Annotated in this window: 23 protein-coding genes and 2 pseudogenes; 15 read left to right on the top strand and 10 right to left on the bottom strand. The window is 70.7% G+C overall.

Translation table 11 applies throughout. The features are described 5' to 3' along the window. Positions 1–104: 104 nt before the first annotated feature. The gene (locus tag ACIA5D_RS38150; RefSeq protein WP_396035348.1) at positions 105–1,313 is read right to left on the bottom strand and encodes an alpha/beta hydrolase fold domain-containing protein; all 1,209 of its coding nucleotides are present in this window, start codon (positions 1,311–1,313) and stop codon (positions 105–107) included. 201 nt (positions 1,314–1,514) lie between these two features. On the opposite strand from ACIA5D_RS38150, the gene ACIA5D_RS38145 reads away from it, so the two are divergent. Beyond that, on the top strand, positions 1,515–1,961 hold the full coding sequence (locus ACIA5D_RS38145) for a nitroreductase family deazaflavin-dependent oxidoreductase (protein WP_396035347.1): 447 nt from the start codon (positions 1,515–1,517) through the stop codon (positions 1,959–1,961). A 23-nt stretch (positions 1,962–1,984) separates the two neighbouring features. After that, positions 1,985–2,449, top strand: coding sequence for a VOC family protein (locus ACIA5D_RS38140; RefSeq protein ID WP_396035346.1), 465 nt, complete (start codon positions 1,985–1,987; stop codon positions 2,447–2,449). Between the two features lie 7 nt (positions 2,450–2,456). On the opposite strand, the gene ACIA5D_RS38135 is transcribed toward ACIA5D_RS38140, so the two are convergent. Then, entirely contained in the window at positions 2,457–4,094 is a 1,638-nt protein-coding gene (locus tag ACIA5D_RS38135; RefSeq protein WP_396035345.1) for a PAS domain S-box protein, read from the bottom strand. 196 nt (positions 4,095–4,290) lie between these two features. On the opposite strand from ACIA5D_RS38135, the gene ACIA5D_RS38130 reads away from it, so the two are divergent. Continuing rightward, positions 4,291–4,779, top strand: a complete 489-nt coding sequence (locus ACIA5D_RS38130) for a GNAT family N-acetyltransferase (RefSeq protein WP_396035344.1) — start codon at positions 4,291–4,293, stop codon at positions 4,777–4,779. A 404-nt stretch (positions 4,780–5,183) separates the two neighbouring features. On the opposite strand, the gene ACIA5D_RS38125 is transcribed toward ACIA5D_RS38130, so the two are convergent. Next, a complete protein-coding gene (locus ACIA5D_RS38125; RefSeq protein WP_396035343.1) occupies positions 5,184–5,627 on the bottom strand; it encodes an RDD family protein in 444 nt (147 codons plus the stop codon). 425 nt (positions 5,628–6,052) lie between these two features. Between ACIA5D_RS38125 and ACIA5D_RS38120 the strand changes: the two genes are divergently transcribed. The 3 genes from ACIA5D_RS38120 to ACIA5D_RS38110 all read left to right on the top strand — a co-directional run bounded on the left by ACIA5D_RS38120 (position 6,053) and on the right by ACIA5D_RS38110 (position 10,396). Next, the gene (locus ACIA5D_RS38120) at positions 6,053–8,080 is read left to right on the top strand and encodes an ATP-binding protein (RefSeq protein WP_396035342.1); all 2,028 of its coding nucleotides are present in this window, start codon (positions 6,053–6,055) and stop codon (positions 8,078–8,080) included. Between the two features lie 63 nt (positions 8,081–8,143). Then, complete coding sequence (locus ACIA5D_RS38115) at positions 8,144–9,547, top strand: FAD-dependent oxidoreductase (RefSeq protein WP_396035340.1); 1,404 nt, start codon at positions 8,144–8,146, stop codon at positions 9,545–9,547. A gap of 3 nt (positions 9,548–9,550) precedes the next feature. Next, a complete protein-coding gene (locus tag ACIA5D_RS38110; RefSeq protein WP_396035339.1) occupies positions 9,551–10,396 on the top strand; it encodes an alpha/beta fold hydrolase in 846 nt (281 codons plus the stop codon). A gap of 65 nt (positions 10,397–10,461) precedes the next feature. Here ACIA5D_RS38110 and ACIA5D_RS38105 read toward each other — a convergent pair whose 3' ends face one another. After that, on the bottom strand, positions 10,462–10,953 hold the full coding sequence (locus ACIA5D_RS38105; RefSeq protein WP_396035338.1) for an Lrp/AsnC family transcriptional regulator: 492 nt from the start codon (positions 10,951–10,953) through the stop codon (positions 10,462–10,464). Between the two features lie 11 nt (positions 10,954–10,964). Between ACIA5D_RS38105 and ACIA5D_RS38100 the strand changes: the two genes are divergently transcribed. The 5 genes and pseudogenes from ACIA5D_RS38100 to ACIA5D_RS38080 all read left to right on the top strand — a co-directional run bounded on the left by ACIA5D_RS38100 (position 10,965) and on the right by ACIA5D_RS38080 (position 15,605). Next, positions 10,965–11,633 (top strand): hypothetical protein, encoded by a 669-nt coding sequence (locus ACIA5D_RS38100; RefSeq protein ID WP_396035337.1) that lies wholly within the window; start codon positions 10,965–10,967, stop codon positions 11,631–11,633. Between the two features lie 31 nt (positions 11,634–11,664). Continuing rightward, positions 11,665–11,775: pseudogene (locus ACIA5D_RS38095) on the top strand (NADPH:quinone reductase); the annotation flags it as partial. Positions 11,776–11,899: 124 nt separating this feature from the next. Further along, positions 11,900–13,651 carry an ATP-dependent DNA ligase gene (locus ACIA5D_RS38090; protein WP_396035336.1) on the top strand — a complete coding sequence of 584 codons (1,752 nt, stop codon included), beginning with the start codon at positions 11,900–11,902 and terminating at the stop codon, positions 13,649–13,651. A gap of 211 nt (positions 13,652–13,862) precedes the next feature. Further along, complete coding sequence (locus ACIA5D_RS38085; RefSeq protein ID WP_396035335.1) at positions 13,863–14,423, top strand: hypothetical protein; 561 nt, start codon at positions 13,863–13,865, stop codon at positions 14,421–14,423. 4 nt (positions 14,424–14,427) lie between these two features. Next, a pseudogene (locus ACIA5D_RS38080) lies at positions 14,428–15,605 on the top strand (ROK family protein). Between the two features lie 318 nt (positions 15,606–15,923). Here ACIA5D_RS38080 and ACIA5D_RS38075 read toward each other — a convergent pair. Continuing rightward, positions 15,924–16,730: an SAM-dependent methyltransferase gene (locus tag ACIA5D_RS38075; RefSeq protein ID WP_396035334.1), complete on the bottom strand. Its 807-nt coding sequence runs from the start codon at positions 16,728–16,730 to the stop codon at positions 15,924–15,926. Between the two features lie 139 nt (positions 16,731–16,869). On the opposite strand from ACIA5D_RS38075, the gene ACIA5D_RS38070 reads away from it, so the two are divergent. Genes ACIA5D_RS38070 through chrA form a run of 4 tightly spaced genes read left to right on the top strand, consistent with a single transcriptional unit; the run spans position 16,870 to position 19,978 of the window. Further along, positions 16,870–17,700 carry a helix-turn-helix domain-containing protein gene (locus ACIA5D_RS38070; RefSeq protein ID WP_396035333.1) on the top strand — a complete coding sequence of 277 codons (831 nt, stop codon included), beginning with the start codon at positions 16,870–16,872 and terminating at the stop codon, positions 17,698–17,700. Between the two features lie 39 nt (positions 17,701–17,739). Then, the gene (locus ACIA5D_RS38065) at positions 17,740–18,453 is read left to right on the top strand and encodes an ArsR family transcriptional regulator (RefSeq protein ID WP_396035332.1); all 714 of its coding nucleotides are present in this window, start codon (positions 17,740–17,742) and stop codon (positions 18,451–18,453) included. After that, the gene (locus tag ACIA5D_RS38060; protein ID WP_396035331.1) at positions 18,450–18,833 is read left to right on the top strand and encodes a VOC family protein; all 384 of its coding nucleotides are present in this window, start codon (positions 18,450–18,452) and stop codon (positions 18,831–18,833) included. Before ACIA5D_RS38065 ends, ACIA5D_RS38060 begins: the two co-directional genes overlap by 4 nt. Beyond that, positions 18,830–19,978 carry a chromate efflux transporter gene (gene chrA, locus ACIA5D_RS38055; protein WP_396035330.1) on the top strand — a complete coding sequence of 383 codons (1,149 nt, stop codon included), beginning with the start codon at positions 18,830–18,832 and terminating at the stop codon, positions 19,976–19,978. Before ACIA5D_RS38060 ends, chrA begins: the two co-directional genes overlap by 4 nt. On the opposite strand, the gene ACIA5D_RS38050 is transcribed toward chrA, so the two are convergent. Genes ACIA5D_RS38050 through ACIA5D_RS38030 form a run of 5 tightly spaced genes read right to left on the bottom strand, consistent with a single transcriptional unit; the run spans position 19,975 to position 24,441 of the window. After that, positions 19,975–21,048 (bottom strand): hypothetical protein, encoded by a 1,074-nt coding sequence (locus ACIA5D_RS38050; protein WP_396035329.1) that lies wholly within the window; start codon positions 21,046–21,048, stop codon positions 19,975–19,977. The genes chrA and ACIA5D_RS38050 overlap by 4 nt on opposite strands. Then, on the bottom strand, positions 21,027–21,881 hold the full coding sequence (locus ACIA5D_RS38045; protein WP_396035328.1) for a metal ABC transporter permease: 855 nt from the start codon (positions 21,879–21,881) through the stop codon (positions 21,027–21,029). The genes ACIA5D_RS38050 and ACIA5D_RS38045 overlap by 22 nt, the downstream gene beginning before the upstream one ends. Then, complete coding sequence (locus ACIA5D_RS38040) at positions 21,865–22,779, bottom strand: metal ABC transporter permease (RefSeq protein ID WP_396035327.1); 915 nt, start codon at positions 22,777–22,779, stop codon at positions 21,865–21,867. The genes ACIA5D_RS38045 and ACIA5D_RS38040 overlap by 17 nt, the downstream gene beginning before the upstream one ends. Further along, entirely contained in the window at positions 22,776–23,510 is a 735-nt protein-coding gene (locus tag ACIA5D_RS38035) for a metal ABC transporter ATP-binding protein (protein ID WP_396035326.1), read from the bottom strand. Before ACIA5D_RS38035 ends, ACIA5D_RS38040 begins: the two co-directional genes overlap by 4 nt. A 1-nt stretch (position 23,511) precedes the next feature. Further along, the gene (locus ACIA5D_RS38030; RefSeq protein WP_396035325.1) at positions 23,512–24,441 is read right to left on the bottom strand and encodes a metal ABC transporter substrate-binding protein; all 930 of its coding nucleotides are present in this window, start codon (positions 24,439–24,441) and stop codon (positions 23,512–23,514) included. Positions 24,442–24,496: the final 55 nt, after the last annotated feature.

The raw sequence follows: 24,496 nt of genomic DNA, 5'->3' as shown, positions 1-24,496 counted from the left end.
AAAGCGAGTCATGACGATGAAGCGGACACGGCCTGGGAGGAGCACGGGATCAGCACCCCGGCGCCGACGGCCATGTCGAAGCGTGAGCCGGGCTCGGCGCCTGGTCAGGTGCCGTTTCCGGCTTTGGCCTCAGCCTCGTCGCTAGCGCTGTCGCGCTGCTTGCGGGCGAATTCACCCGCTGCTCGCAGGGCGTTGTGGGCGAGTGGAAGGAACGACCAGAAGATGTGGAAGACGTGGGCATCGACGGGGTAGATCTCCAGCCGTGCGTCCACGCCGTGCTGGGCGGCGCGCTGGGTGAGCCTCTGGGCGTCGACGAGTCGTTCATCGCCGGCGGCGGCCTGGACGAGCATCGGCGGAAGGCCACTCAGGTCCGCGCGTAGTGGGTTGATGACGGGGTCGTCGGCGGGATGTCCGGCCAGATAGGCGTTGGCGAACCGACGTGCCTCGTGGAGGGAGACGAGGTCGTGGTCGTCCGCGCCGTCGTGGTCCAGGCCGAAGTCGAGCCAGGGGCACAGCAGGATTGCGGCACCAGGCAGGGGTAGGCCGCGGGCGCGCAGCGTGAGTAGCAGCGACAGCGCCAAGCCGCCGCCGGAGGAGTCACCGGTGACCGTCACGCGTCCGGCGGGTGTTCCCCGATCGAGAATCCAGAGGTACGCGGCGACGGCGTCGTCGAGGGCTGCGGGATGGGGATGTTCGGGAGCCAGCCGGTAGTCCGGGACCAGCGCGGTGGCGCCGCTGGCCATGGCCAGCGTGCCGGCGTGCGAGCGGTAGCCGAACGCAGAGCCGAGCAGATATCCACCGCCGTGCAGGTAGAGAAGGGACGGGGCGTCGGGCTGAGTCTCACCGACTGCCAGGGCCGGCACTCCGCCGGCCGTGACTGCGCGCACGTCGGTTTCCGGTGGCGGCGCGGAGCGGGCGTGGACGGACTCCCAGGCCGAGCGCACGGCCTCGATGTCCTCATCCAGCGCAGCGGCGCGGACCAACGGTTGCCAGATCTCGCCCATGCGTGCCGCAAGTTCGCCGCCGACCGATTGCGCGGCAGTCACGGCCGCGTCGACCTCGAGCAGTACAGGCCGAGTCCTGTCCAGCAGTGCCTCGCCGGCGAGGGTGAGCCGCACCGTCCGAGTGGACCGGACCAGGAGCTGGCACCCGATCAGGCGCTCGAGGGTCTGGATCTGACGGGTAAGGGCCGGTTGGGTGATGTAGAGCCGTTCGGCGGCACGTCGGAAGTTCAGCTCCTCCGCCACCGCCACGAAGCCGCGCAGATGCCGCAGCTCGAGCGCTTGCGAGGCGGCATCGACGCGTTCGGACATGAGGCTCATTGTCGCTCAAGGCATGACCGGCGCGCATCGCAGCCATGACCGATCGGCAATTCCGTCCTCCTGATCACCACGACACGATGAACGAGACCTCTGGAGCGCACGAGCCAGGACGTCGAGATCGGCGCTACGGCTCCGTTCCACAAGTGGAGCGAGCTACCTGGCTCGTACGCACGACACAGAAGGAGAACAGAGATGGCTGTTGCCGCTGATCTTGACCGCGCCACCGACTCGCAGTGGGATTGGGTTGCCGAGCAGACCCGGACATACCTCACCTCGGGTGGAACCGAGGGACACGAGAACAACGGAGTGCGCATGCTCCTGCTCGCCACAACCGGACGAGTTACCGGGCAGCCGCGACGCACGTGCCTGATCTACGGCACGTCGGGCGACGACTTCGTCGTCGTCGCCTCCAAAGGCGGCGCTGACGAGGACCCCGACTGGTTCAGGAACCTTCACGCCGACCCCAGCGTCGGGGTCCAGGCCGGAACCCGTCGCGTCACATGCCGGGCCCGCATGGCGTCCCCAGGCGAACGAGATGCCCTCTGGCCGCAGATGGTACGAATCTTCCCGCTGTACGAGGAGTACGCCCACAAGACCGACCGTCAGATCCCGGTCGTGCTGCTGACGCCTCAAGACTGAGCTATCGACACCTCGGCACTGCCGTGACCGACAAATCAGAGAGTAGAACCATGCCCATCAAGTTTGAAAACGTCGGCATCACCGTCCGGGACCTCGAAGCGACGATCGCCTTCTTCACCGACCTCGGACTGAGCGTTCTCGGCCGTGACACGGTCAGTGGAGGGTGGGCCGATACCGCTGTCGGCCTCGACGGCAACCACGCCAAGATCGCCGTGCTCCACACGCCGGACGGCAAGGGTTGCCTGGAGCTTTTCGAGTACATCCATCCCGACGCGATCGAGACGAACCCCACCCAACCCAATGAGATCGGGATGCACCGCGTGGCTTTCTCGGTGGACGACATCGCCGAGGCCGTGGAGATCGCGGCGAAACACGGCTACCACCCGCTGCGCGGCGTGGCGACGTACGGCGACGTCTACAAGCTCACCTATGTCCGCGGCCCAAGCGGCATCCTCGTGATGTTCGCCCAAGAGCTGAACAAAGGGTGACACGCGGCTAGTAGCGGAACTTGTGTCGAGAGCTGCGCCGGTTCACCCGGGCCGGTAACTCGTCCAGGTTGTGGCCATGAGGCAGCTGCTCGTTCGGCTCATGGCCCTGGGTGAAATCCCGCATCGTCACTACAAAGCCTTGGACCAAGCGGTCCTCGCGCAGGTCGCGGTACGTGGCTTCGACCAGCACCTGGCTGCCATCCGCCCGCAACAGCGAGCAGAACACCACACCGTCGCCAGAGCCGCGGAAGGCCTGACGCAGCTGGTTGCGATCGTCCGGATGCACCAGACCGTCGAGTGTGGCCAGCGGCGGAAGGTCGTCGGCGCCGAGCAGCTCGCGCAGCGACGGACTGGCGTATCGGATGCGCTGGTCCTCGTCGATCACCACCATCATGTCCGCGCTGTTCGGGATCACTGCGCGCAGATAGAGGTCACTGTCGCGGCGGCCGACCGCCTCCACCAGGGAGATGCGATCCAGCGCGAGCGCCGCCTGACCGGCCAGCACCTCGAGGGTGTCGCGAGTGGCGGTGAGGGTGTCCCGGCGACCCACCAGGATCAGGGCGCCGCCGCTGGGCCGTGCGACGCCGAGCGGCTCCAGCCAGAGCGGACAGACCAGCGTGGCGTAGTCGCGGTCCGCGTCCTCGATCCACCAGCTACGGGGTGGTGGGCCGGTCCCGAGGCCGGGCCCCGCTTCGAGCGTGAGCTGGTGGTCGTCGATGGCGAAGTCGGTGCTACGGATAGCGTCCGGTGGCATGAGCTCGGCGATCGCGGCTCGGACGGCCTCGTCCACGGCCGCTTCGTCGGCGGCGACGACCAGCGCGGCGCTCGCCTGCCGCAAGCCGCGCTCACGCGTCAAGGCCTGGCCGTTCAGGGTCACCGAGTCGGTCAGCCGCGTGATCGTCAGGAGAAGTGTGATCGCACCGGCCACGGCGATCACCACGCCGTCGCCAACCGTGCCGTGGGCCGCCTCGATCAGCAGAACGACCGGCGGGGTGGCGACGGAGATGCCCAACAGCGCCGCCCAGCGCACGCGCCACGGGCTCGCCCGCGGCGCCGCGGGCTCGGTGAGCCTCACCATCGACGGGTGCAGCGCGGCGGCGCCCCAAGCCAGGTAGAGCACCACGAACCCGGACTCGCTCAGCCGGCCCGGCCACAACGGCTGCACGATGTCACTGACCAGCACACCCACCGCACCGATGACCAGCAGCGCAGCCGAGAGGTTCCGGCCCACGGCGACCAGCAGGCGGGCGACAACCGCGAGCAGCAGCAGGGCTCCGATGACGTACGCCCCGGAATTGTCGCCGATCTGGCCCGCATCGCCGATGAGGAACACCCAGACCACCAGCAGCGTCGAGCACGCGAGTGCGAGCAGGTCGATGAGCCGTGCCCGGTCGACGAGAATCGCACCGATGCGGGTCAGCTGCAGCAGACCGCAGGCGACCAACACGAACATGGCGTAGAAGCAGATATCGGCCACGCCGGGCCGGTTCAACGCGGTCAGCACGTCGCCTGCGGCGCTCGCCACGATGGCGCCGGCGAGCAGCAGCCAGGGTCCGGCCCGGGCAGGTCGGTGACGACGGACCCCGTAAACGATGGCGGCCGCGCTGCCGATCCCCAGCACAGCCCATTCGATGGCCCTCAGCACGCCCCACTAGTACCAGTGGCGTCGCGGTGTGTCCATGTCGTTTGTACCTAGCGCTATGACTTGTGCCATTGGCACACAATTCGGAGAGTGCCTCTGCCGAGACATCAGTGACCACGGTGGCGTTGCCTGCCACTGCGGATCGTCTCGACCGCGGGCCTATGATCCGGTCGTGCGAGGCGTTGAGTGGAGGCCGGATGTGAGTGACGACGCGGACGTATCCCCCGAGGTCCGCCTGCGAGCTGTCGAGGATGACGACCTCGACGTGCTCTTCGACCAGCAGGCAGATCCCGAGGCGACTGCGATGGCGGCTTTCCCCGCACGGGACCGGGAACGGTTCGACGCGCACTGGGTGAGGATCCGCCTCGACGACACGGTGGTCCTGCGGACGATCCTTGCTGATGGCGTCGTCGCAGGAAACATCGGCAGTTGGCAGGACGATGGGCGGCGACTGATCGGTTACTGGATCGGGCGCGAGTATTGGGGGCGTGGCGTAGCGACACAGGCGCTCGCTCTGCTCGTCAGCGAAGTTTCGGCCCGGCCGTTGCATGCCCACGTCGCGGTGCACAACATCGGCTCGATCCGAGTCCTGCAGAAATGCGGCTTCACACGCGACCACGTACAGGAGGCACAGGCGCCCGAGCCCGAAGACGGCATCGAGGAATTCATCTTCGTGCTCGCCGGGTAGGAGATCAGCGAAGCCACATCTTGCCGTCGCGCAAACGCTCAACCGTCCACCGCGAGTAGCCGCTGGCGCGAACAACGCTCTCGATCCGATCTGGTCGCGCGTGGTGGGGAAGCATCTGACCGACGAGCCGCGCGATAGCGTCCCGAGTATCCGCTAGCTCTACCGTCATGCGACGTTCGAGTTCGCCAAGGCGCCGAAGCTCGTCATGGCGCCAATCAGTCGGCGGCTCAGGAACGATGGACACAGCGAGATGCTACGCACGGAGACAGTTGCTGTCGCTGGGGACCTTCCGGTCGCAATACCGGACGGCTGACTGCGGCTCGCACGCGATGAGCCGCGTCGGCCGGTCCGTGTTCAAGCGGAAGGCCGCTTGAACCCGGACCGGCGGGCGTGAAGCGCGACGGTCAGCCGATCTTGATGACCTGGGTGCCACCGGCGAACTTGTCGAACCAGTGTTGACGCTGCGGGTCGCTGTTGATGTTGACCGCAATCATGATCACCGCTGCCAGCCCGGCCAGGACGCTCAGCACGCCGCCGATGATCGGAACGATCCGTAAGACGCCGAACGCCATGAAGATGTTCCGGCGGATGGCCTGCTCCAGCGTCGGGTTGCTGACGCGATCCGGGCCGAACACCTTCAGCTTCATCACCTGCTTGCCGATCGTCTGGCCTCGGCTGGACTCGAGATAACCGAAGTAGCCGAGATACAGGGCCGCGGTTACCACCGCAGAGATGAACCCGGTCAGGAACCATGAATCCGAGACGAACGCAAGCACGAAGTTGAGGATCACGGCCACGACGCCGACGATGAGACCGTCGATGAACCTCGCCACGAACCGGTCGGCCAAGTTGCCTGGTTGGCCGACCCCGTTCATGGGCGTTCCCGGAGCGCCACCCATCGGCGTGGTGTAGGGCGGCGGCGTGTAACCGGTCGCCGGCGGCGGAGCTCCGTAGGGAGGCGGCGGGGGCGGAGCACCGTACGGAGGCGGCGGGGGCGGAGATGCGGGATGTCCGGAGGGAGCCGGCTCGTCGCCAGGCGACCCCGCGAAGGGTCCGGGATTGACCATATTGTGGTCCATTTCTGGTAGGTACGGCGTGGTCTGGAGGTGTGTTCCCGGTCAGGAACAAGCCGATGAGAAGCTGAAGCAGCGTAGATACTTTCCTGCATGTGGCTTTGAATGCCAAGAGCGAAGGTGCCCACGGCGACATCCGCCGACTGTCGGTCCGGTGACGGGTGCTGGTCCATTCCGTCTGAGGGGTCGAGACTGAGTCGGTGGTGACCACCGTCCTCGGGGACGTCATCGAGCGGGCGCGGCGGCGAAACTTCGTCGGTCGCCGCGACGAGCTGCGGGCGTTCGGCGACGCGCTGACCGGGCGGTCGCCCAGGCGGGTGCTGTTCGTGCACGGTCCGGGCGGCATCGGCAAGACCACGCTGCTCCTGGAGATGTTCGCCCGGGCTCGAGCCGTCGGCCGGGTGCCGGCGCTGCTGGACGGGAGAGAGATCGACCCGTCGCCGGAGGGTTTCCTCCAAGCGGTCGAGCAGTTTGCCGACGACCACGGAACGCTGCTGCTGGTCGACTCGTACGAGCATCTGGGCGCCCTCGACGGCTGGCTGCGCCGGGTCTTCATCCCGGGCCTGCCGGCGAACGGCCTCGTGGTCCTCGCCGGACGCGAGCCCCCGTCGGCTGCCTGGCGGGTGGACCCGGGCTGGCGGCAGGTGGTCGCCATCCATCGGGTCGACCATCTCGATGAGACCGACAGTGCGGACCTGCTCGCCCGGGCCGGCGTCACCGAGCCGGTTCAGCAGCGGCTGCTGATGCTGGGCCGCGGCCACCCGCTGACGCTCGCGCTGCTGGCCGACGTGGCCTGCGGCGGCGCCGTCCCGGAGAGCCTCGCCGAGGTGCCCGATCTCATCTCGGTGCTGCTCGAGTCGCTGCTGCGCGACGCGCCCTCGGAGGCTCACATGACCGGCTTGGCGACGTGTGCGCGGGCCTGGCTGACGACCGAGGACCTGCTGCGCAAGACGGTCGGCGCTGACGCGCCCGAGGTGTGGGGATGGCTGCGGCGCCGCCCGTTCGTGCATTGCCGGCCCGGTGGGCTGACGCCCCATGATCTCACCCGGGAGGTCCTCGAGGCGGAGTTCGAGCGCCGTTCACCGGACCGGTACCGGTCGCTGCACCGGATCATCCATGATCATGTGGTCGCCGGGATCCGGGCCACGACCGGCCTGGATCGGCAACTGCTCGCCCAGCAACTGGCGTACCTGCACCGGCGCAGCCCGCTCACCGAGGCCTACTTCACCTTGCGGAGCCAAGGCACGGCCGCGGTCGTGCCGGCCCGGCCCGAGGAGTACGCACCGATCCTGGCGCTGATCGAACGTAGCGAGGGCCCGGTGAGCGCGGCGCTGGCCGAAGGGTGGTTCGCCGACGAGCCGGACTACATGAACGTGGTGCGTACCGAGGAGGGCGTCGTCGGTTACGCGTACGGCGTCTTCTGCCCGTGCGGTTCGCCGATGGAGGACCGCGACCCCGTCGTCCGGGCGATCCTCGAGCACGTCGCCCGGACTGCGCCGATGCGTCCCGGCGAGCGCGTCGACATCGGCCGGTTCTGGTCCGGTGTCCGCGATGCCCAGCGGGACAAGTACGCGTTGCTGGCCGGCTCGGTCAGCTCGATCATGACCTGGTGCACCGAACCGGTCGCGTGGTCGTTCGTGGTATCGGTCGACCCTCAGTACTGGGGGCCGTTCTTCGACTATCTCGGCTTCCGGCCGCTCGTCGAGGTCACCGTCGCGGGCCGGTCGCACGTCGCGTACGGGATGGACTGGCGTCGATTCCCGGTCGACGCCTGGCTTGATCTGATGAACGAACGGGAGCATCAGGGCGGCACGGGGCCACCACCGGACTCGGCGCTGCGTCCGCCGCCGTTGTGCCGGGCGACGTTCGGTGACGCCGTACGGTCGGCACTGCAGAACCTCCATCGCCCCGACCGGCTCGCCGGTTGCCCGCTCGTCGGCAGCCGGCTCGGCGCCGACGCCGGCGAGGTGCGCGCGAGCGTCGTGGCGGCGGTCGGCCGGCTCGCCGACATGCCGAAGGGTGATCAGCTCCGGGCCGTGTTGAATCGAACGTTCATCCGGGCAGCCCCGAACCAGGAAGCTGCGGCCGAGGTTCTCGGCCTGCCGTTCAGCACGTACCGGCGGCACCTGGGGCGGGCAGTGGAGCAGGTGACCGAGCTGCTGTGGGCGATGGAGATCGGCACCGGGGGACTGACCGCCGTCGGTGAGCAGGAGATGAGCACCGACTGACCTGGAGAACGGACAGGCGCCGGGGAAACGATGCCGTCATCGGTTCATCGATGGGGGTGCGACATGGCGCGGATATTGGTTCTCGGTGCGGGCCTGGCCGGCCTGGGCACGGCGATGCTGCTTGCTCGCGACCGGCACGAGGTGATCGTCGTCGAGCGCGACCCGGCCGGGCCGCCGGCGGATACCGACTCTGCCTGGAACGAGTGGCAGCGGAGCGGCGTCAATCAGTTCCGGCTGCCGCATTTCATGCTGCCGCGCTGGTGGCAGCTGGTGCGGGAACAGCTCCCGGAGGTCGGTGGCGCGCTGCGGGCGGTCGGCGCCCGCCAGGTGAACCTGATGGACATGCTGCCGGTGGACCGGCGCGGACCGATCCGGCCCGGCGATGAGCGGTTCGATACCGTTACCGCCCGCCGGCCGGTGCTCGAGGCGGTTCTGTCGGCCGCCGCCGAGGCCGCCGGAGTGACGATCCGGCGGGGCATCGCGGTCATCGGCCTGACCACCGATGAGCGCACGCGGGTGCCCCGGGTGACCGGCGTCCTGACCGCGGACGGCACGGCGATACCCGCCGGCCTGGTGGTGGACTGCGGCGGCCGGCGCTCGGCCCTGGGCTCCTGGCTGCAGGCGGCCGGCGCCCGTGCGCCGGTCGAGGAACGGTCGGACTCCGGCTTCGTCTACCACTGCCGGCACTTCCGGTCCCGTACGGGCGAACAGCCGGCGGCGCTGACCAACCTGCTGCAGAGTTACGACTCGCTGTCGGCCATCACGTTGCCCGGGGACAACGGCACGTGGAGCGTGGTGCTGGCCACCGCGAGCCGGGACAAGGCGCTGCGGGGCTTGCGCGAACCGGACCGCTGGCATGCGGCGGTCGCCCGCTATCCGCTGATCGCCCACTGGGCGGACGGCGAGCCGATCTCCGGCGTCGACGTCATGGCCGGCATCGAGGACCGGCACCGGCGACTGGTCGCGGACGGCGAGCCGGTCGCCACCGGCGTGGTCACGGTCGGCGATGCCTGGGCGTGCACCAATCCCTCGGTCGGCCGGGGGGCCTCGATGGCGATGATCCAGGCCGTGCTGCTGCGGGATCTGCTGCGCGAGACGGACCCCGCCGACCACGACAAGCTCGCCCGCCGGTTCGACGAGGCAAGCACGCAGGTCGTCGAGCCGCTGTACCGGGCGACCGTCTGGAACGACCGGCACCGGCTCGCGGAAATGGCCGCGGACGCCGCCGGTACGGCGTACCGCACCGACGATCCGCGGTGGCCGATGAGCAAGGCGCTGTTCGCGGCCGGCCTGGCCGACCCGGATCTGGCCCGCGGCTACGCGTCGATAGCGGCCTTCATCGCCACGCCCGACGAGGTGCTCGGCGGCGCCGGAGTCATCGACCGGGTCCGTGCGCTCGGCATGGGCGCCCCGCAGTATCCGCTACCCGGCGCGACCCGTGGCGAACTGCTCGCCGCGATCGCCTGACCCGTGGCTGCCGAGGTGAACGCGATGGACATCGAGCTCAACGACATCACCCTGCACGTCCGCGACACCGGCTCCGGCGTGCCCGTGGTCCTGCTGCACGGTTGGCCGGACACCGGTGACCTGTGGCAGCACCAGGTGCCGGCCCTCAGCGCGGCCGGATATCGCGTCATCGCCCCGGACCTGCGCGGCTTCGGCAGATCCAGCAAGCCGACCGACCTGGCCGCCTACGCCGCGCCGGTCATGGTCGGCGACGTCCTCGGCGTGCTCGACACGCTGGACATCGAGTCCGCCCACATCGTCGGCCACGACTGGGGCGCTGCCATCGCCTGGATGACAGCAGCGCTGGCACCGGCCAGGACTGCTTCGATCACCGCGTTGTCGGTCGGCCATCCGGAGGCGTTGCGTTCGGCCGGCCTGCGACAGCGGGAAAAGTCCTGGTACATGCTGCTGTTCCAGTTTGCCGGCGTCGCCGAGCGGTGGCTGTCCGACGACGGGTTCCGCAACCTGCGCGAATGGTCGGCGCACCCCGACATCGAACCGGTCGTGGAGCGGTTCACCGACCCGGCGGCGCTGACCGCCAGCCTCGCCCTGTACCGGGCGATCCTGCCGCCGGAGTCACTGGTCGAAGCACGAGCACCGTTGCCGCCGGTAGCCGCGCCGGCGATGGGCGTCTGGAGCAGCGCCGACCGCGCGCTGATCGAGGAAGGGATGACCCGCTCGGCCGGACACGTGACCGGCCCGTGGCGCTACGAGCGCGTCGAAGACGCCGGCCATTGGCTGCAGGTCGACGCCCCCGACAAGGTCAACACCCTCCTGCTCGACTTCCTCAGCCAGCACGCGTTGGCATGAAGGCCGCTCTGCTCTGCGGCGTGCGTGAAGCGGGAAGCCCGCGACGACTGAGCCGGCGTCTCGGCTCAGGTGGGTAGCGGGCGGTTGTCGACGACCCGCTTCATGACGATGGTGGAGGTCATGCGCAGCACGCCAGGCAATCGGGCGAGCGTCTCGTCGCGCAGCAGTTGATAGGCCGCGATGTCGGCGGTGGCCACCCGGACGAAGTAGTCCGGATCGCCGAACAGCCGCTCCGCATGGACGACATCGGGGACCGCGGCCAGGCCGGCCTCGAAGGCGGCGATCGTGTCCGCGTCTTCGCGGTCCATCGTCACCGACACCAGGACCTCGAACCCGCGGCCGACGGTTGCCGGGTCGACGATCGCGCGATAGCCGCGGATGACGCCGGACCGCTCCAGCTCGCGCACCCGCCGGTGACAGGGCGCGATGCTCAGCCCGACCCGCTCGGCGAGGTCGGTCACCGTCATCCTGCCCTCACTCTGAAGCAGAGCAAGAATCTTGCTCTCTATGGGATCCACCAGCAAGAAATAGCAAAGAACTAACGAGCCGACAAGCATAGTCTTGCGACGTGCTGGACTATCTTCCGTTCGTGGCGGCCGCGTTCGGCATTCCGCAGTACGTGCCGCAGATCCTCAAGCTGCGCGCCACCGGGGACACGGCCGGCGTCTCGTGGGCGTGGGCAACGCTGACCTCCGTCAACAATGCCGCCTGGTTCGGCTACTTCATGCTGTCCGGCTACTGGACCGCGAGCCTGCCGTCCACCGCCGCGAGCGTGCTGGCCGCGACGATGTCCATCCTGCTGGCGCGGCGCGGCGCCAGCACAACGAGGGCGACGGCCTGGATCCTCGTGTGGGCCGCGGCGCTGCTCGTCGCCCTTGCCGTCGACGGCCGTGCCGGGTTGGGCACGCTCCTGGCGGCCGCCTCGATCGTCCAGGTGACGCCATCGATCTGGACCGCGTACCGGACCACCCGGCCAACCGGAATCTCGCGCGGAACGTGGGCGCTGGTGCTGGGCGAGTTGTCCTGCTGGCTGGCCTTCGGCCTGGGAAAGTCCGACCACCGCCTGATCGCCCTCGGCGCCACCGGCGCCACCGCGGCCGTGCTCATGCTCATCCAAGCCACGCGAGCGCTCATCCAAGCCACCCGAGCGGCCTCAATTCCCGGGGCACCAGGCGTCCGGCGAAACTTGCCAAAGCCCGCCCGGCCGCACGTTGACCTCAACCAACCTTCAGGTTGAACACTGGCCAAGACATGAAGGGGTGAAACATATGCGCGCCATTCAGGTGGCCGGTTTCGGCGGTCCGGAGGTCTTGTTGCCGGTGGATCTGCCCGACCCGGTGCCCGGGCCCGGGCAGGTCGTCGTGGGCCTGGCCGCGGCATACGGGTGATCGCTCCGCTCCTGGACGGCCCAGTCGGCAAGTCGCTGCTGCTGATCGGTGGCCGACCCACCAGCTTTGCGTGAGCGTGCTTGGATGAGCTTCGGGCGCGGCACGGGCGGTGACTATGCGGTACGAGACGCTCGCCGAGGCGTATCGAGATCTGGAGAAGGCGACCGGCCGGCTGGCGATGATCGACCGCATCGCGGGGCTGATCGCGCAGACGCCGGTTGAGTTGCTGCCGGCGGTGGTCCTGCTGTGCCAGGGGAAGATCGCGCCGGACTTCGCCGGGGTGGACATCGGGCTGGCGGAGCGGCTGGCCGCCCGCGCGGTCGGTACCGCCGCCGGGGTGTCGCAGGAGCAGGCGCTGGCGGGAGCGCGCGAGACCGGTGACCTCGGCCTGGCGGCCGAGCGGCTGCTGCACGAGCGCGCCGCCGGCGCCGAGGGACTGGACGTCTCGGTGGTTTTCGGCACGATGCATGAGATCGCCGCCGCGGCCGGGGCCGGCTCGCAGGGGCGCAAGCTCGAGCTGTTCGCCGGGTTGCTGGGCCGGGCCACGCAGCTGGAGGCGCGCTACCTGGTGCGTACGGTGACCGGGAATCTGCGGCTGGGCATCGGCACCGCCACCGTTCTCGACGGGCTCGCGCAGGTGTATGCGGGCGGCCGCAAGGCTCGCCCGGTTCTCGAGCGGGCCTTCAACATCTGCTCCGACCTCGGGCTGGTCGCCGCCACGGTCGCCGAGGGCGGGCCGCAGGCGGTGCAGCAGATCCGGGTACGCGCCGGCAACCCGGTGCGGCCGATGCTCGCGCAGCGCCTGTCCAGCCCGGCCGAGGTGCTCGCCAAGCTGGGTGGCAGCTGCGCCGCGGAATACAAGTACGACGGCATCCGGGTGCAGGCCCACCGCACCGCCGACGGCACGCTCGAGCTCTACACCCGCGGCCTGGAGCGGATGGCCTGGCAGTTTCCCGATCTCGTCGAGATGCTCGACGCCGCCCTGCGCCCGGCCGAGGTGATTCTCGAGGGCGAGGTGGTCGCCTTCGATCCCGCCTCCGGCGACCTGCGCCCGTTCCACGAGGTGATGTACCGCCGCCGCACGCACGGCATCGCCGAGGCCGCGGTCCAGGTGCCGGTGAGCCTGTTCTGCTTCGACCTGCTGTACGCCGACGGCGAGGACCTGACCCACCTCGGCTACCTGCAGCGGCGGGAACGGCTGGCCGCGGCCGTCGCCACCTCCGGGCCGCTGCGGCTGGCCACCGCCGAACAGGTCACCGACGTTGCGGGGCTCGACGCGTTGTTCGAGCAGGCGGTGGCCGACGGTTGCGAGGGACTGGTCTGCAAGTCGATCGCGCCGGCCGCCGGCTACCAGGCGGGCGCCCGCGGCTGGAGCTGGGTCAAGCTCAAGCGCGACTACCGCACCGAGCTCACCGACACCCTCGATCTGGTCGTGGTCGGCGCGCTGTACGGGCGCGGCCGCCGCGCCGGCATGTACGGCGCGCTGCTGCTGGCCGCCTACGACCCGGAAACCGACGTCTTCCAGGCGGTCTCCAAGTGCGGCACCGGGTTCAGCGACGCCGACCTCGCCGGGCTGCCCGAACGCCTGGCGCCGTTGATCCGCGACGAGCGCCCGGCCCGCGTCGACTCCCGCCGCGACGCCGACGTGTGGTTCGAACCCGGCCTGGTCATCGAGGTCGTCGCCGCCGAGCTGACCCCGTCGCCCAACTACACCGCCGCCCGCGGCAAGCTGCCCGACGACGCCGGACTGGCGTTGCGCTTTCCCCGCTTCACCGGCCGCTGGCGCGACGACAAGACAGCCGAGGACGCCACCACCGCCGACGAGCTCCTGCAGCTCTACCAGGCCGCGCGCCGCCGCACCGCATAGGTGCTGGAGAAAGGCGACTTTCGTCAGGCAAACAAAAAGTTGGCTCTGATGTGGACTATCTTTCGCATGAGGCGCGCGATACCGTGTGTCATCGAGGCGTAACACTCGCGATACGCGCCACGCCGGCGCCTCGGCAACGCCGGCTCTTTTCCCGTTCTGAATCACCCGGCAGCGACCCCACCGCGGGCCGCGGTTGGAAGGTGGAGAAGTCATGCCCAAGCCGCAAACATCCAAGAAAGCCCTCACCCGCCGCCGCCTGCTCACCGCGTCGGCCGGCGCCGCCGCGGCGCTGGGCGCCGCCGGCTTCCCGATCCTGCAGACCGGCTCCCCGGCGATCAGCCACGGCAAGCTGCGCGCCGAGCCGCTCATCCCGGCGGCCCGCAACCGGGGCATCATCTTCGAGATGGACGTCTACTGGGCCTATGTGGCGCGGTTCAAGCATCAGTCCTACGTGGACCAGTGGGGCCGCACCCGGACCGACCTGTTCGACCCGATCCTCACCGTGGCGCCCCGCACCGAACGGTTCCCGCTGTTCCACGCCAAGGACGGCGACCGCGCGCCCGAGCAGAGCAACGGGCACGTGATGGTCCCACTCGGCGAGGGCGACCTCAACTTCCAGCAGTTCTTCGAGGAGATCGGCGAGCAGAACTACCATCACGCGAACTGGGAGCAGGACAACGCGCCGGGCGGCGCGGCGAACCCGGGCCAGTCTCTGAGCTTCGCCGAGCTGAGCTACCGGAACATGTCCGAGCTGACCATCTACCGCCGCTGAGCCGATGCGCGCGGCCGATCCTATGCACCCGCGGCTCCTGCGGCTTCTCCGCGAGCACGGCACGATGTCCCGGGCCGAGCTCGCCGATCGGCTGGAGATCACCCGCGCGCGGCTGCTGACCGAGCTCGGCCGGCTGGCCGCGCGCGGGTACGTGGCCGAGGCCGGCCCGGCGGCGTCCCGGGGCGGCCGGCGCTCGACGCTGGTGGCTCTGCATCCCGGCCTGCGGTTCGCCGCGGTCGACCTGGGCGCCACCAGCCTCGATGTGGAGGTCACCGACGGGCGGCTGGAGCCGGTCGCGGCGTACGCCGAGGAGGCCGACATCCGCTCGGGACCCCGGCCGGTCCTGCGCCGGGTCACGACCTGCTGGCCCGGGCACGGGCCGACGGGGCGTACGAGAGATTGACCGCCATCGGCATCGGCCTGCCCGGCCCGGTCAGCTTTCGCGATGGCCTGCCGGTCTCCCCGCCGATCATGCCGGGCTGGGACCGGTTCCCGGTGCGGGAGGTGCTCACCCGCGAGCACGCCTGCCCGGCGGTGGTCGACAACGACGCCAACATCATGGCGGTGGGCGAACGGCACGGCGGGGTCGCGCAGGCGGTCGACAACTTCCTCTTCGTCAAGATCGGTACGGGCATCGGTTGCGGCATCTACCTGGGCGGCGAGGTGTTCCGCGGCGCCGACGGGTGCGCCGGCGACGTCGGGCACATCCAGGTCGACGCGGCGGGGCCGGTCTGCTCGTGCGGCAACGCCGGGTGCCTCGAGGCGATGTTCAGCGGGGCGGCGCTGGCCCGGGAGGCGACGCTCGCCGGCCGTTCGGGCGCGTCGCCCGCCCTGGCCGACCGGCTTGCGTCGTCCGGGGCGGTGACCGCGGCCGACGTCGCGGAGGCGGCAGGCGCGGGCGACCTCGCCTCGATCCGGCTGATCCGCGACGGCGGCCGGCTGATCGGGCGGGTACTCGCCGGGCTGGTCAGCTTCGCCGACCCGGCGATGATCGTGATCGGCGGCGGGCTGGCCCAGCTCGGCCATCTGGTGCTCGCCGAGATCCGCAGCGTGGTCTACCGCCTGTCGCTCCCGCTGGCCACCGGCAACCTCCCGGTGGTCCTCTCCGAACTCGGCCCGCGCGCCGGCGTCACCGGCGCCGCGGTGCTGGCAAGCGACGCGGCCTTCGACCAGGCGGCATAACCCCGGAGGAAACATGTCCAGACGTCGGCTGGCGGTCCAGTTCTCCAGCGCCGGCACCGCCGATCCGGACCCGGGCGACACGATCGCGCTGGCCTGGGACTTCACCGGGGACGGCACGGTCGAATGGGGCGACACGATCCCGTTCGAGGTCCGGGTCACCGACCCCGAGGACGGGGCGGTCGACTGCTCCCGGGTCGAGGTCTCGCTGGTCATCGGGCACGACGAGCACGGGCACGGGATCAACTCGACGACCGGCTGCACGGGCACGCTGCCCAGGCCACCGTGCAGACGCGGCGGCAGCAGGCGACCGGCGGGTCCTTACGGCTTGCGGCCGACCGCGCCGAACTCGTCGACCTCGCGGAGGTCCTCGGCGGGAGCGTCCGCCGGCGGGCGCCACTTGGCGCACGGCACGAGACCGGGCTCGATGATCTCCAGGCCGTCGAGGAAGCGGGCCAGCTCCTCGGGCCGGCGCAGGTGGTAGGAGAGCGGCGCGTTCGCGTTCCACACGCCGATCGCCTCTTCGAACGCCGGGCCGTCGATCACGTTGGTGCCGTCGGCGGTGACCAGGTAGCTGCCGGACGGCAGCGCGTCCAGCAGGCGCCGGACGATCGAGACGGCCTCGTCGAGATCGGGTACGTGCCCGAGGATGTTCATGAGGATCAACCCGGTGGGCTGGGACAGGTCGAGCGTGGTGCGGCCGGCCGCCTCCAGGATCGCGGCCGGGTCGCGCAGGTCGGCGTCGATGTACTCGGTGGCGCCCTCGGGCGTGCCGGTCAGCAGCGCCCGGGCGTGCACCAGCACGAGCGGGTCGTTGTCGACGTAGACGATGCGGGAGTCGGGGGCGGCGGCCTGGGCCACCTGGTGGGTGTTCTCGGCGGTGGGCATGCCGGTGCCGACGTCGAGGAACTGTCGGATACCGGCCTCCTGGGCCAGGTACGTGATGGACCGCTTGAGGAACCCGCGCGACGACCGCGCCACCACGGTGATGTCGGGGTAAAGACCGGAGAACTGGTCACCGACCTCCCGATCGGCCTGGAAGTTGTCCTTGCCGCCCAGCCAGTAGTTCCAGACCCGCGCGGAGTGCGGGATGCTGGTGTCCAGCTTGGCGGCGGCCTCGTCGGTCATGATGGGCCCCTATCAACGAATCCATATCGGGCTGTTCGTGGGTATGCTAACGCCCGAAGATCAAAAGCTTCCACTGTAGACGAAGGCGCGGGCGGGCGAGGTGAGCCAAGGACAGGGCGGCGGCTCCACGGTACGCCGCATGCAACTCGGTGCCCGCCTTCGTGCCCTGCGCCATCGCGCGGGGCTGAGCCGGGAACAGGCCGGGCACCCGATCAGGGCGTCCGACTCCAAGATCAGCCGCATGGAGCTGGGCCGGGTCGGGTTCAAGGAACGCGACATCGCCGACCTGCTGACGCTCTACGGCGTCGACGATCCGCAGGAGCGGGAAGCGCTGCTGACCTTCGCCAAGGAGGCCAACGCCCCGAGCTGGTGGCATTCGTACGGCGACGTGACCGACACCTGGCTGCAGACCTACCTCGACTTCGAGGAGGCCGCCGAGCTGATCCGTACGTATGAGGTCCAGTTCGTCCCGGGCCTGCTGCAGACCGAGGCGTACGCCCGGGCGGTGATCAGCATCGGGTACGGCCGGTCCGCGCCCGAAGAGGTCGACAAGCGGGCGCAGTTGCGGATGGAGCGCAAGAAGCGGCTCACGCAGCCCGACCCGCCGAAGGTGTGGGTTGTGCTCGACGAGGCGGTGCTGCACCGGCCGATCGGCGGGCGCGCCGTGCTGCGCGAGCAGATCGCCTCGCTCCTCGAGCTCACCGACAACCCGTACATCAGCATTCAGGTGATGCCGTTCGCGTCGGGCGGCCATGCGGCGTCCGGTGGCGCCTTCAGCATCCTGCGGTTCCCATATCAGGAATTGTCAGACATCGTCTACGTCGAGCACCTCACCGGCGGCCTCTACATGGACAAGCGCGAGGAGGTCGACCGCTACTCGGCGGTGATCGGCCGGCTCTTCATCGAGGCCGCCGAGCTGAGCGAGACCCCGGCCATCCTGCACCGCATCCTGAAGGACCTGGATCGCTGACCCCTTGATTACATCAAATCGATTTGATGTAATCCAGGTATGGAGCTGGAACCGCCGGCCTTCCTGAGCGCCGCGGGCCACCCGGTGCGCTGGGGGCTGCTGAGCCATCTGGCCGCCGGCGACCGGCAGGTGCACGAGCTGACCGCGCTGCTCGGCCAGCCGCAGAACCTCGTGTCCTACCACCTGGGCAAGCTGCGCAAGGCCGACCTGGTCACCGCGCGGCGCAGCAGCGCCGATCGGCGCGACACCTACTACGCGCTCAACCTGGCTCGCTGCGCCGCCGTGCTCGCCGACACCGGCGGCGCGTTGCACCCGGGCCTGCGGCTGTCGCCGCCGGCGCACCCGGCCGGGGTCTCGGCGCGGGTGCTGTTCCTGTGCACCGGCAACAGCGCTCGCTCGCAGATGGCGGAGGCGCTGCTGCATAGCCGTACGAAAGGAATGGTCGAAGCGCGCAGCGCCGGCAGCCACCCCAAGCCGATCCACCCGCATGCCGTGGCGGCGATGGCCGCCCGCGGCATCGACCTCGCCGGCGCCCGCCCCAAACATCTGAGCGAGTTCGCCGGCGAGCGCTTCGACCGGGTGATCACCCTGTGCGACAAGGTCCGCGAGATCTGCCCGGAGTTTCCCGGGCACACACACCCGACCCACTGGAGCACCAGCGAGCCGTCCGAGCGAGCCGCCTTCGACCGGCTCGCGGACGCGCTCGACGAGCGGATCGGGTTCCTGCTGCACACCCTGAAGGAGGCGTCATGACCACCACCGATGGCACCGTGCACGTCCGCTACCTGGTGGACGATGTGCAGGCCGCGATCGATTTCTACACCACCCACCTCGGGTTCGTCCCCGGCGAGACGACGTTCCCGCCCGCGTTCGCCGACGTGCGCCGCGGCAACCTGCGGCTGCTGCTCTCCGGCCCGCAGAGCTCCGCCGGGCGCCCGATGCCCGACGGCCGCACGCCCGGCCCCGGCGGCTGGAACCGCATCCACCTGCTCGTCGCCGACATCGACGCCGAGGTCGCACGGCTGCGCGCCGCCGGCATCGAGTTCCGCAGCGACGTGGTGACCGGCCCGGGCGGCCGGCAGATCGTCCTGGACGATCCGGCCGGCAACCCGGTCGAGCTGTTCCAGCCGTGACGGTCGGCCTGGGCACTGTTCTCAAGGAGTGGGGACGGATCGGCTGCATCGGCTTCGGCGGCCCGCCCGCGCACATCGCCCTGCTGCGCAAGCTCTGCGTGGACGACCGCAAATGGATCAGCCCGCGCGAGTTCGAGGACGCCATCGCCGCCTGCAACCTGCTGCCCGGGCCGGCGTCCACGCAGCTGGCGATCTTCTGCGCGTGGCGGGTGCGCGGCCGCGCCGGCGCCCTGGTCGGCGGCGCGGCGTTCATCGTGCCCGGCCTGATCGTGATCCTGGCCCTGGCGGCGCTCTTCCTCGAGGGCGACCCGCCGATCGCGGTGAAGGCCGCGGGCGCGGGCGCCGGCGCCGCGGTGGCCGCGGTCGCCCTGCAGGCCGGCTGGAGCCTGATGCCGCCCGGCTGGCGCCGCGCGCCCGAGCAGAGCAGCCGCGTGCGGTGGTCGCTCTACCTGCTGATCGGCGCGGTCGCGGCGGCCACGGTCGGACCCTGGCTGGTGCTGCTGCTCATCGCGTGTGGCATCGCCGAGGTCCTCGCCCAGCGCGCTTATCTGAACGAACGCCGACCCGCGGCAGCCCTGCCGGCGCTGGCCGCGGCCGGGCTCGGCGGCGGAGTCCTGCTGTCGGTCGCCTGGGTCGCGCTCAAGGTCGGCGCCCTCTCCTACGGCGGGGGTTTCGTCATCATCCCGCTCATGCAGGCCGACGCCGTCGACCACTACCACTGGATGACCGCCGGCCAGTTCCTCAACGCCGTCGCGCTCGGCCAGGTCACCCCCGGCCCGGTCGTGCAGACCGTCGCCGTGGTCGGCTACGCCGCCGCGGGTCTCGCCGGCGGTGTGCTCGCGTCCGCCGTGGCGTTCAGCCCCTCGTTCGCGTTCATCCTGCTCGGCGCGCACCGCTTCGACCGCCTGCGCGCCGACCGCCGCGTGCGGGCGTTCCTCGACGGGGCCGGCCCGGCCGCCATCGGCGCCATTCTCGGCTCCGCCGTCCCGCTGGTCCGCGCGCTCGACGAGCCCTGGCAGTACCTGATCCTGGCCGGCGCCGCGGTGCTCACCCTGGTGCTGCGCCGCGGGCCGGTGCTCACCCTGCTCGCCGCGGCCGCCGCCGGGATCGCGATCGTGCTGGCCGGCGGACCCCTCCCCTACTAAGACACCACGGCGGTCGGCGCGTCGGGGCTGTCCGCGGCGTAGAGCGCCCAGCGACGGGCCCGGCGCGCCCGGGACAGGAAAGCGCCGACCCGGTTCGGCTTGACCGACTGGTACCAGAGCGCACCGGAATCGGCGTCCTCGAGGAACCCGTGGTACTCGCCGGCCGGGAGCGGCGTGAAATCCTTCGTCGCGATCGCGGCGGGCGGCTCCGGGAACGCGGTCACGACCGCGCCGGGCGCGACGGCCGAGCGCACCGCGCCGAGGTCGCCGTTCTCGGGCACCACAAGCCAGCGGCGCGCGAGCCCGTCGGTGGTCTCCAGCAGGGCGATCTCGGCGCGCTGCCCGGTGGCCAGGGCGGCGACGCGGCCCCAGAAGGCCTCGTCGGCCGGCGGGAGATCGGCCGGCTGCGGCGCCGGGGGCGCGGGGCGGGCGGCCGCCGGCAAGGGCACCGCCGAGCGGCGCGGCGCCACATCCTCGACCCGGAACACCACGCCCGCCGCCGCCACCCGCTCGCGGACCTGGTCGCGGATCAGCCAAACGGCGATCAGCAGGAACGTCAGCCCGATCAGCCGGGCGCCGATCTGCGCGGCGTCCCAGGCCAGCCAGGACGTCGCGGTGTCGAGGGCGGAGTCCGGCGCCGAGGTGTAGGCCGCGGGGTCGGGTGCTGACGAATTGCGGCCGACGCGGAGAACGAAGGACACGGCGAGCGCGAAATACCAGGCCGCGACCGTCCAGTGCCAGACCACGTCCGCGTCCGACGCGCCGACGGAGTCGAGCATCGCCAGGGTGCGCCGGCGCCACAGGATGTACCCGGCGAGGTAGGCGAAGCCCAGCAGCAGAAACAGGGCGCTGATCGCCTCGCTGTTGTCCAGGATCCACACGACCAGCGAGGAGAGCCCGTCCACCCCGTCGGTGAGCAGATACGAGCGCACCGCCAGGTCGCCGGCCAGCAGCAGAATGCCCAGCAGCGCGGCGAACCCGGCCGCCACCATCAGGGCGAGGGTCTGCAGCTCCCACTCGTGGGGCGGCCGTGCCACCCGCGGCGCGACTACGGAGTTGATCTCATCCACGGCCGGAGATTGTGACACCCGCGGACGTGCGAGAACAGCCCCCTCAGGCGGGAAAGCAGCAGCGACCCCGTCAGCAGCGCCGTGGCGGTCAGCGTGATGCTCGCGCCGGCGGCGATGTTCCAGCGCGTCGACACGTAGAGGCCGCCGAGGCCGCCGGCCGCCCCCAGGACGACCGCGAGCGCGGTGATCACGCTCAGCCGGCCGGACCACGGACGGGCCGCGGCGGCCGGGGCCACGATCAGGGCGAGGGCGAGGATCGTGCCGACGGCCGGGACGATCGTCACGACCACGATCTCGATGGTCAGCAGCAGCACGACATCCCAGGCGCCGGTCGCGAAGCCGGCCGCCTGCGCACCCGTACGATCGAAGCCGGTGAATGCAAGAGGACGGCTGCAAACGAGCAGGACCGTAGCGACGAGGACCAGCACGATTGCCGTGACCACCAGGTCCTCGGAGCTGACCGTCAGGATCGAGCCCACGAGGAACGACGACAGGTCCCGGCTGAAGCCGCTCTGCGTGGCCACCAGCGCGGCCCCGAGCGCGAATCCGGCGGACAACAGCACCCCGGTCGCCGACGCCGCGTTCTGGCCGCGGCGCCGGCTGAGCGCGGCCACGCCCAGCGCGATGATCCCGCCCGCCACCGCGCCGCCGAGGAGGATGTCGACTCCGATGATCGAGGCGGCGACCACGCCGGGGAAGGTGGCGTGGGTCAGCGCCATCGTGAAGAACGACAGGCGGCGCAGCACCACCTGGACGCCGATCAGCCCGGCGAGGGCGCCGGCCAGCAACACCTCGGCGATCGCCCGGTGCAGCGCGTCATCCCACCAGCTCATGCGGGGAACTCCGTTCGGCGGGAAGGCGCGGGCGACGCCGCCGGCCCACGGGCATGCGCGGGCGACGCCGCCGGCCCCCGGGTATGCGCGGGCGACGCCGCCGGCCCAGCGGCAGAAGCAGCAGGTAGGCGAGCACGAGGACGAGGACGACCGCGGAGGCCGAGGTCAGCGAGAAGCCGTAGGTCACCGACGCGGTCCAGCTGGCCTGCAGGCCGGCGTACGCGGCGAGCAGGATCAGCCCGGTGCCGACGGCGGCCATCGTGAGCAGCCGGGAGGTGACCATGCGGGCGGCCGCGGCAGGCACGATGAGCAGCGCCACCACCAGGATGGTGCCGACCGCGCGGACGGCGGCGACGACCACGAGCGCGACGATCAGGTTCAGCCACAGGTCGAGCCACGCGATCCGGTAGCCGGCGGCGGCCGCGCCGGCCGGGTCGAAGGTCCGGAAGATCAGCGCGCGGGCCCCGATCAGCAGCAGGCCGAGGATGACGACGGCGAGCACGGCGGTCTCGGCGAGCTGGCGCGGGGTCACGGTCAGGATGCGCCCGAACAGGAAGGCCGTCAGGTCCGACGTGTACGACGAGCGGCGCGACACCAGGGCCACGCCGATCGAGAACATGGCGGTGAGCACGACCGCGGTGGAGGCGTCGTCGGAGAGCGTGCCCCCGCGGGTCAGCAGGGTCAGCGCCACGGCCGTGACGACGCCGGCGACGAGCGCTCCGGCGAAGATGCCCTCGACCCCGCCGGCCAGGAACCCGATGACGACGCCGGGGAACACGGTGTGGGTCAGCGCGTCCGAGACGAACGACAGGCGGCGGGCGAAGACGAAGACGCTGACCGGGCCGCAGATCAGCGCCAGCAGGGCGAGCTCGGCGAAGGCGCGTGCCATGAAGGTCATGGCTCGACCAGCAGATGACCGACGTCGATCACGTGGCCGCCGTATGCCGCCCGCAGGTTGCCGGCGGTGAGCGCCTCGCCGGGCGGGCCCACCGTCCACTGCCGGCCGTTGAGCAGGCACACCACGTCGGCGAACTCAGCGGCGACGGCGAGATCGTGGGTACTGAGCAGCACGGCGACGGACATCGAGCGCAGGACGGCGAGGATCGCCTCCTGGCTGACCGCGTCGACGCCGTTGAACGGCTCGTCGAGCAGCAGCAGCCGCGGCTCGGCGGCGATCGCCCGGGCCAGCAGCACCCGCTGGCGCTGCCCGCCGGAAAGCGTGCCGAACTGCCGGCCGGCCAGGTCCGCGAGGCCGACCCGGTCGAGCGCCTCCCGCACCGCGCGGCGGTCGGCCGACCGGGTGGGCCGCCACCAGCCGATGCGGCGGTAGCGGCCCATCATCACCACCTGGGCGGCGGTGACCGGGAAGTCGGCGTCGAGGGCGTCGGTCTGCGGCACGTACCCGGTCAGCTCGCGCGCCCGGGCGGGCGGAAGCCCGAACACGGTCGCGTCGCCGCCGAGCACCGGCGCCAGGCCCAGCACCGACTTGATCAGAGTGGACTTGCCCGCGCCGTTGGGACCGACCAGCGCGAGCCGCTGCCCGGCCGCCAGGTCGAGGTCGACGTGGGTGAGCACCGGTGTGCCGTGGTAGCCGACGCTCACCCCCGCGTACCGCAGTGCCGGCGCCACGTCAGCCGCCCAGCGCCGAGACGATCACCTGGGTGTTGTGCTCCTCGGCGCCGATGTACGTGCCCTGCGGCGTGCCGGGCTCGCCGAGGCTGTCGCCGTACAGGGCGTCCTCGCCGCCGACGACCTTGACCCCGGCCTGCTTCGCGATGGCCTCGGCGGTCTTGGGCGGCAGCGAGCTCTCGGTGAAGATGGCCTTCGTGCCGGTCGCCTTGATCTTGGCGACCAGGTCGGTGAGCTGCTTGGCACTCAGCTCGGCGGAGGTGTCCATGCTCGGGATGACCGAGCCGATGAACTCGAGCCGGTAGCGGTCGACGTAGTAGCCGAACGCGTCGTGGTTGGTGACGAGCTTGCGTTGCCCAGCGGGCAGCTTGGCGAACGCGGCCTCGTTGCCGGCGTCCAGCTTGTCGAGCTTCGCCGTGTAGCTCGCGAGGTTGGTGGCGTAGTCCGAGGCGTGCGCGGGGTCGACGGCGGCGAGCCCCTTCTCGATGTTGGCCACCATGATCTTGGCGTTCCGCGGGTCGTGCCAGATGTGCGGGTCGCCGTCCTTCATCTCCTCGTCGCCGGGGTCGCCCTTGCGGAGCGACACGCCCTGGCTGGAGTCGACGACGGTGCCCTCGAAGCCGGCGGACTGGATCGTCTGGTCGAGCCAGGACTCCAGGCCGACGCCGTTCTTCACGACCAGCTCGGCCTGGCCGATCGCCTGGATGTCGGCGGGCGTCGGCTCGTACTCGTGCGGGTCGACGCCGGTCTTGATGATCTGTGTGACGGTCACGTCGTCGCCCGCGACGTTGCGGACGAAGTCGGCGACCTCAGGGGTGGTGGCGACGACGGCGACGCGTTTTTCCGCGGAGGCGGCGCCGCTCGAGCCGCATCCGCCCACGGTCAGAGCCAGGGCCAGGGCCGCCACGACGGCGGGAAGGATCCGTTTCACACCGCGAAACGGTAATGGTTTTCATTTTTTATTGTCTAATCGCGAGATGACGATG

It is taken from the genome of Actinoplanes sp. NPDC051513 (assembly GCF_044454685.1).
Classification (GTDB): domain Bacteria; phylum Actinomycetota; class Actinomycetes; order Mycobacteriales; family Micromonosporaceae; genus Actinoplanes.
The sequence above is the reverse complement of the archived record's forward strand: the minus strand, read 5'-3'. Positions and strand labels throughout refer to the sequence as shown.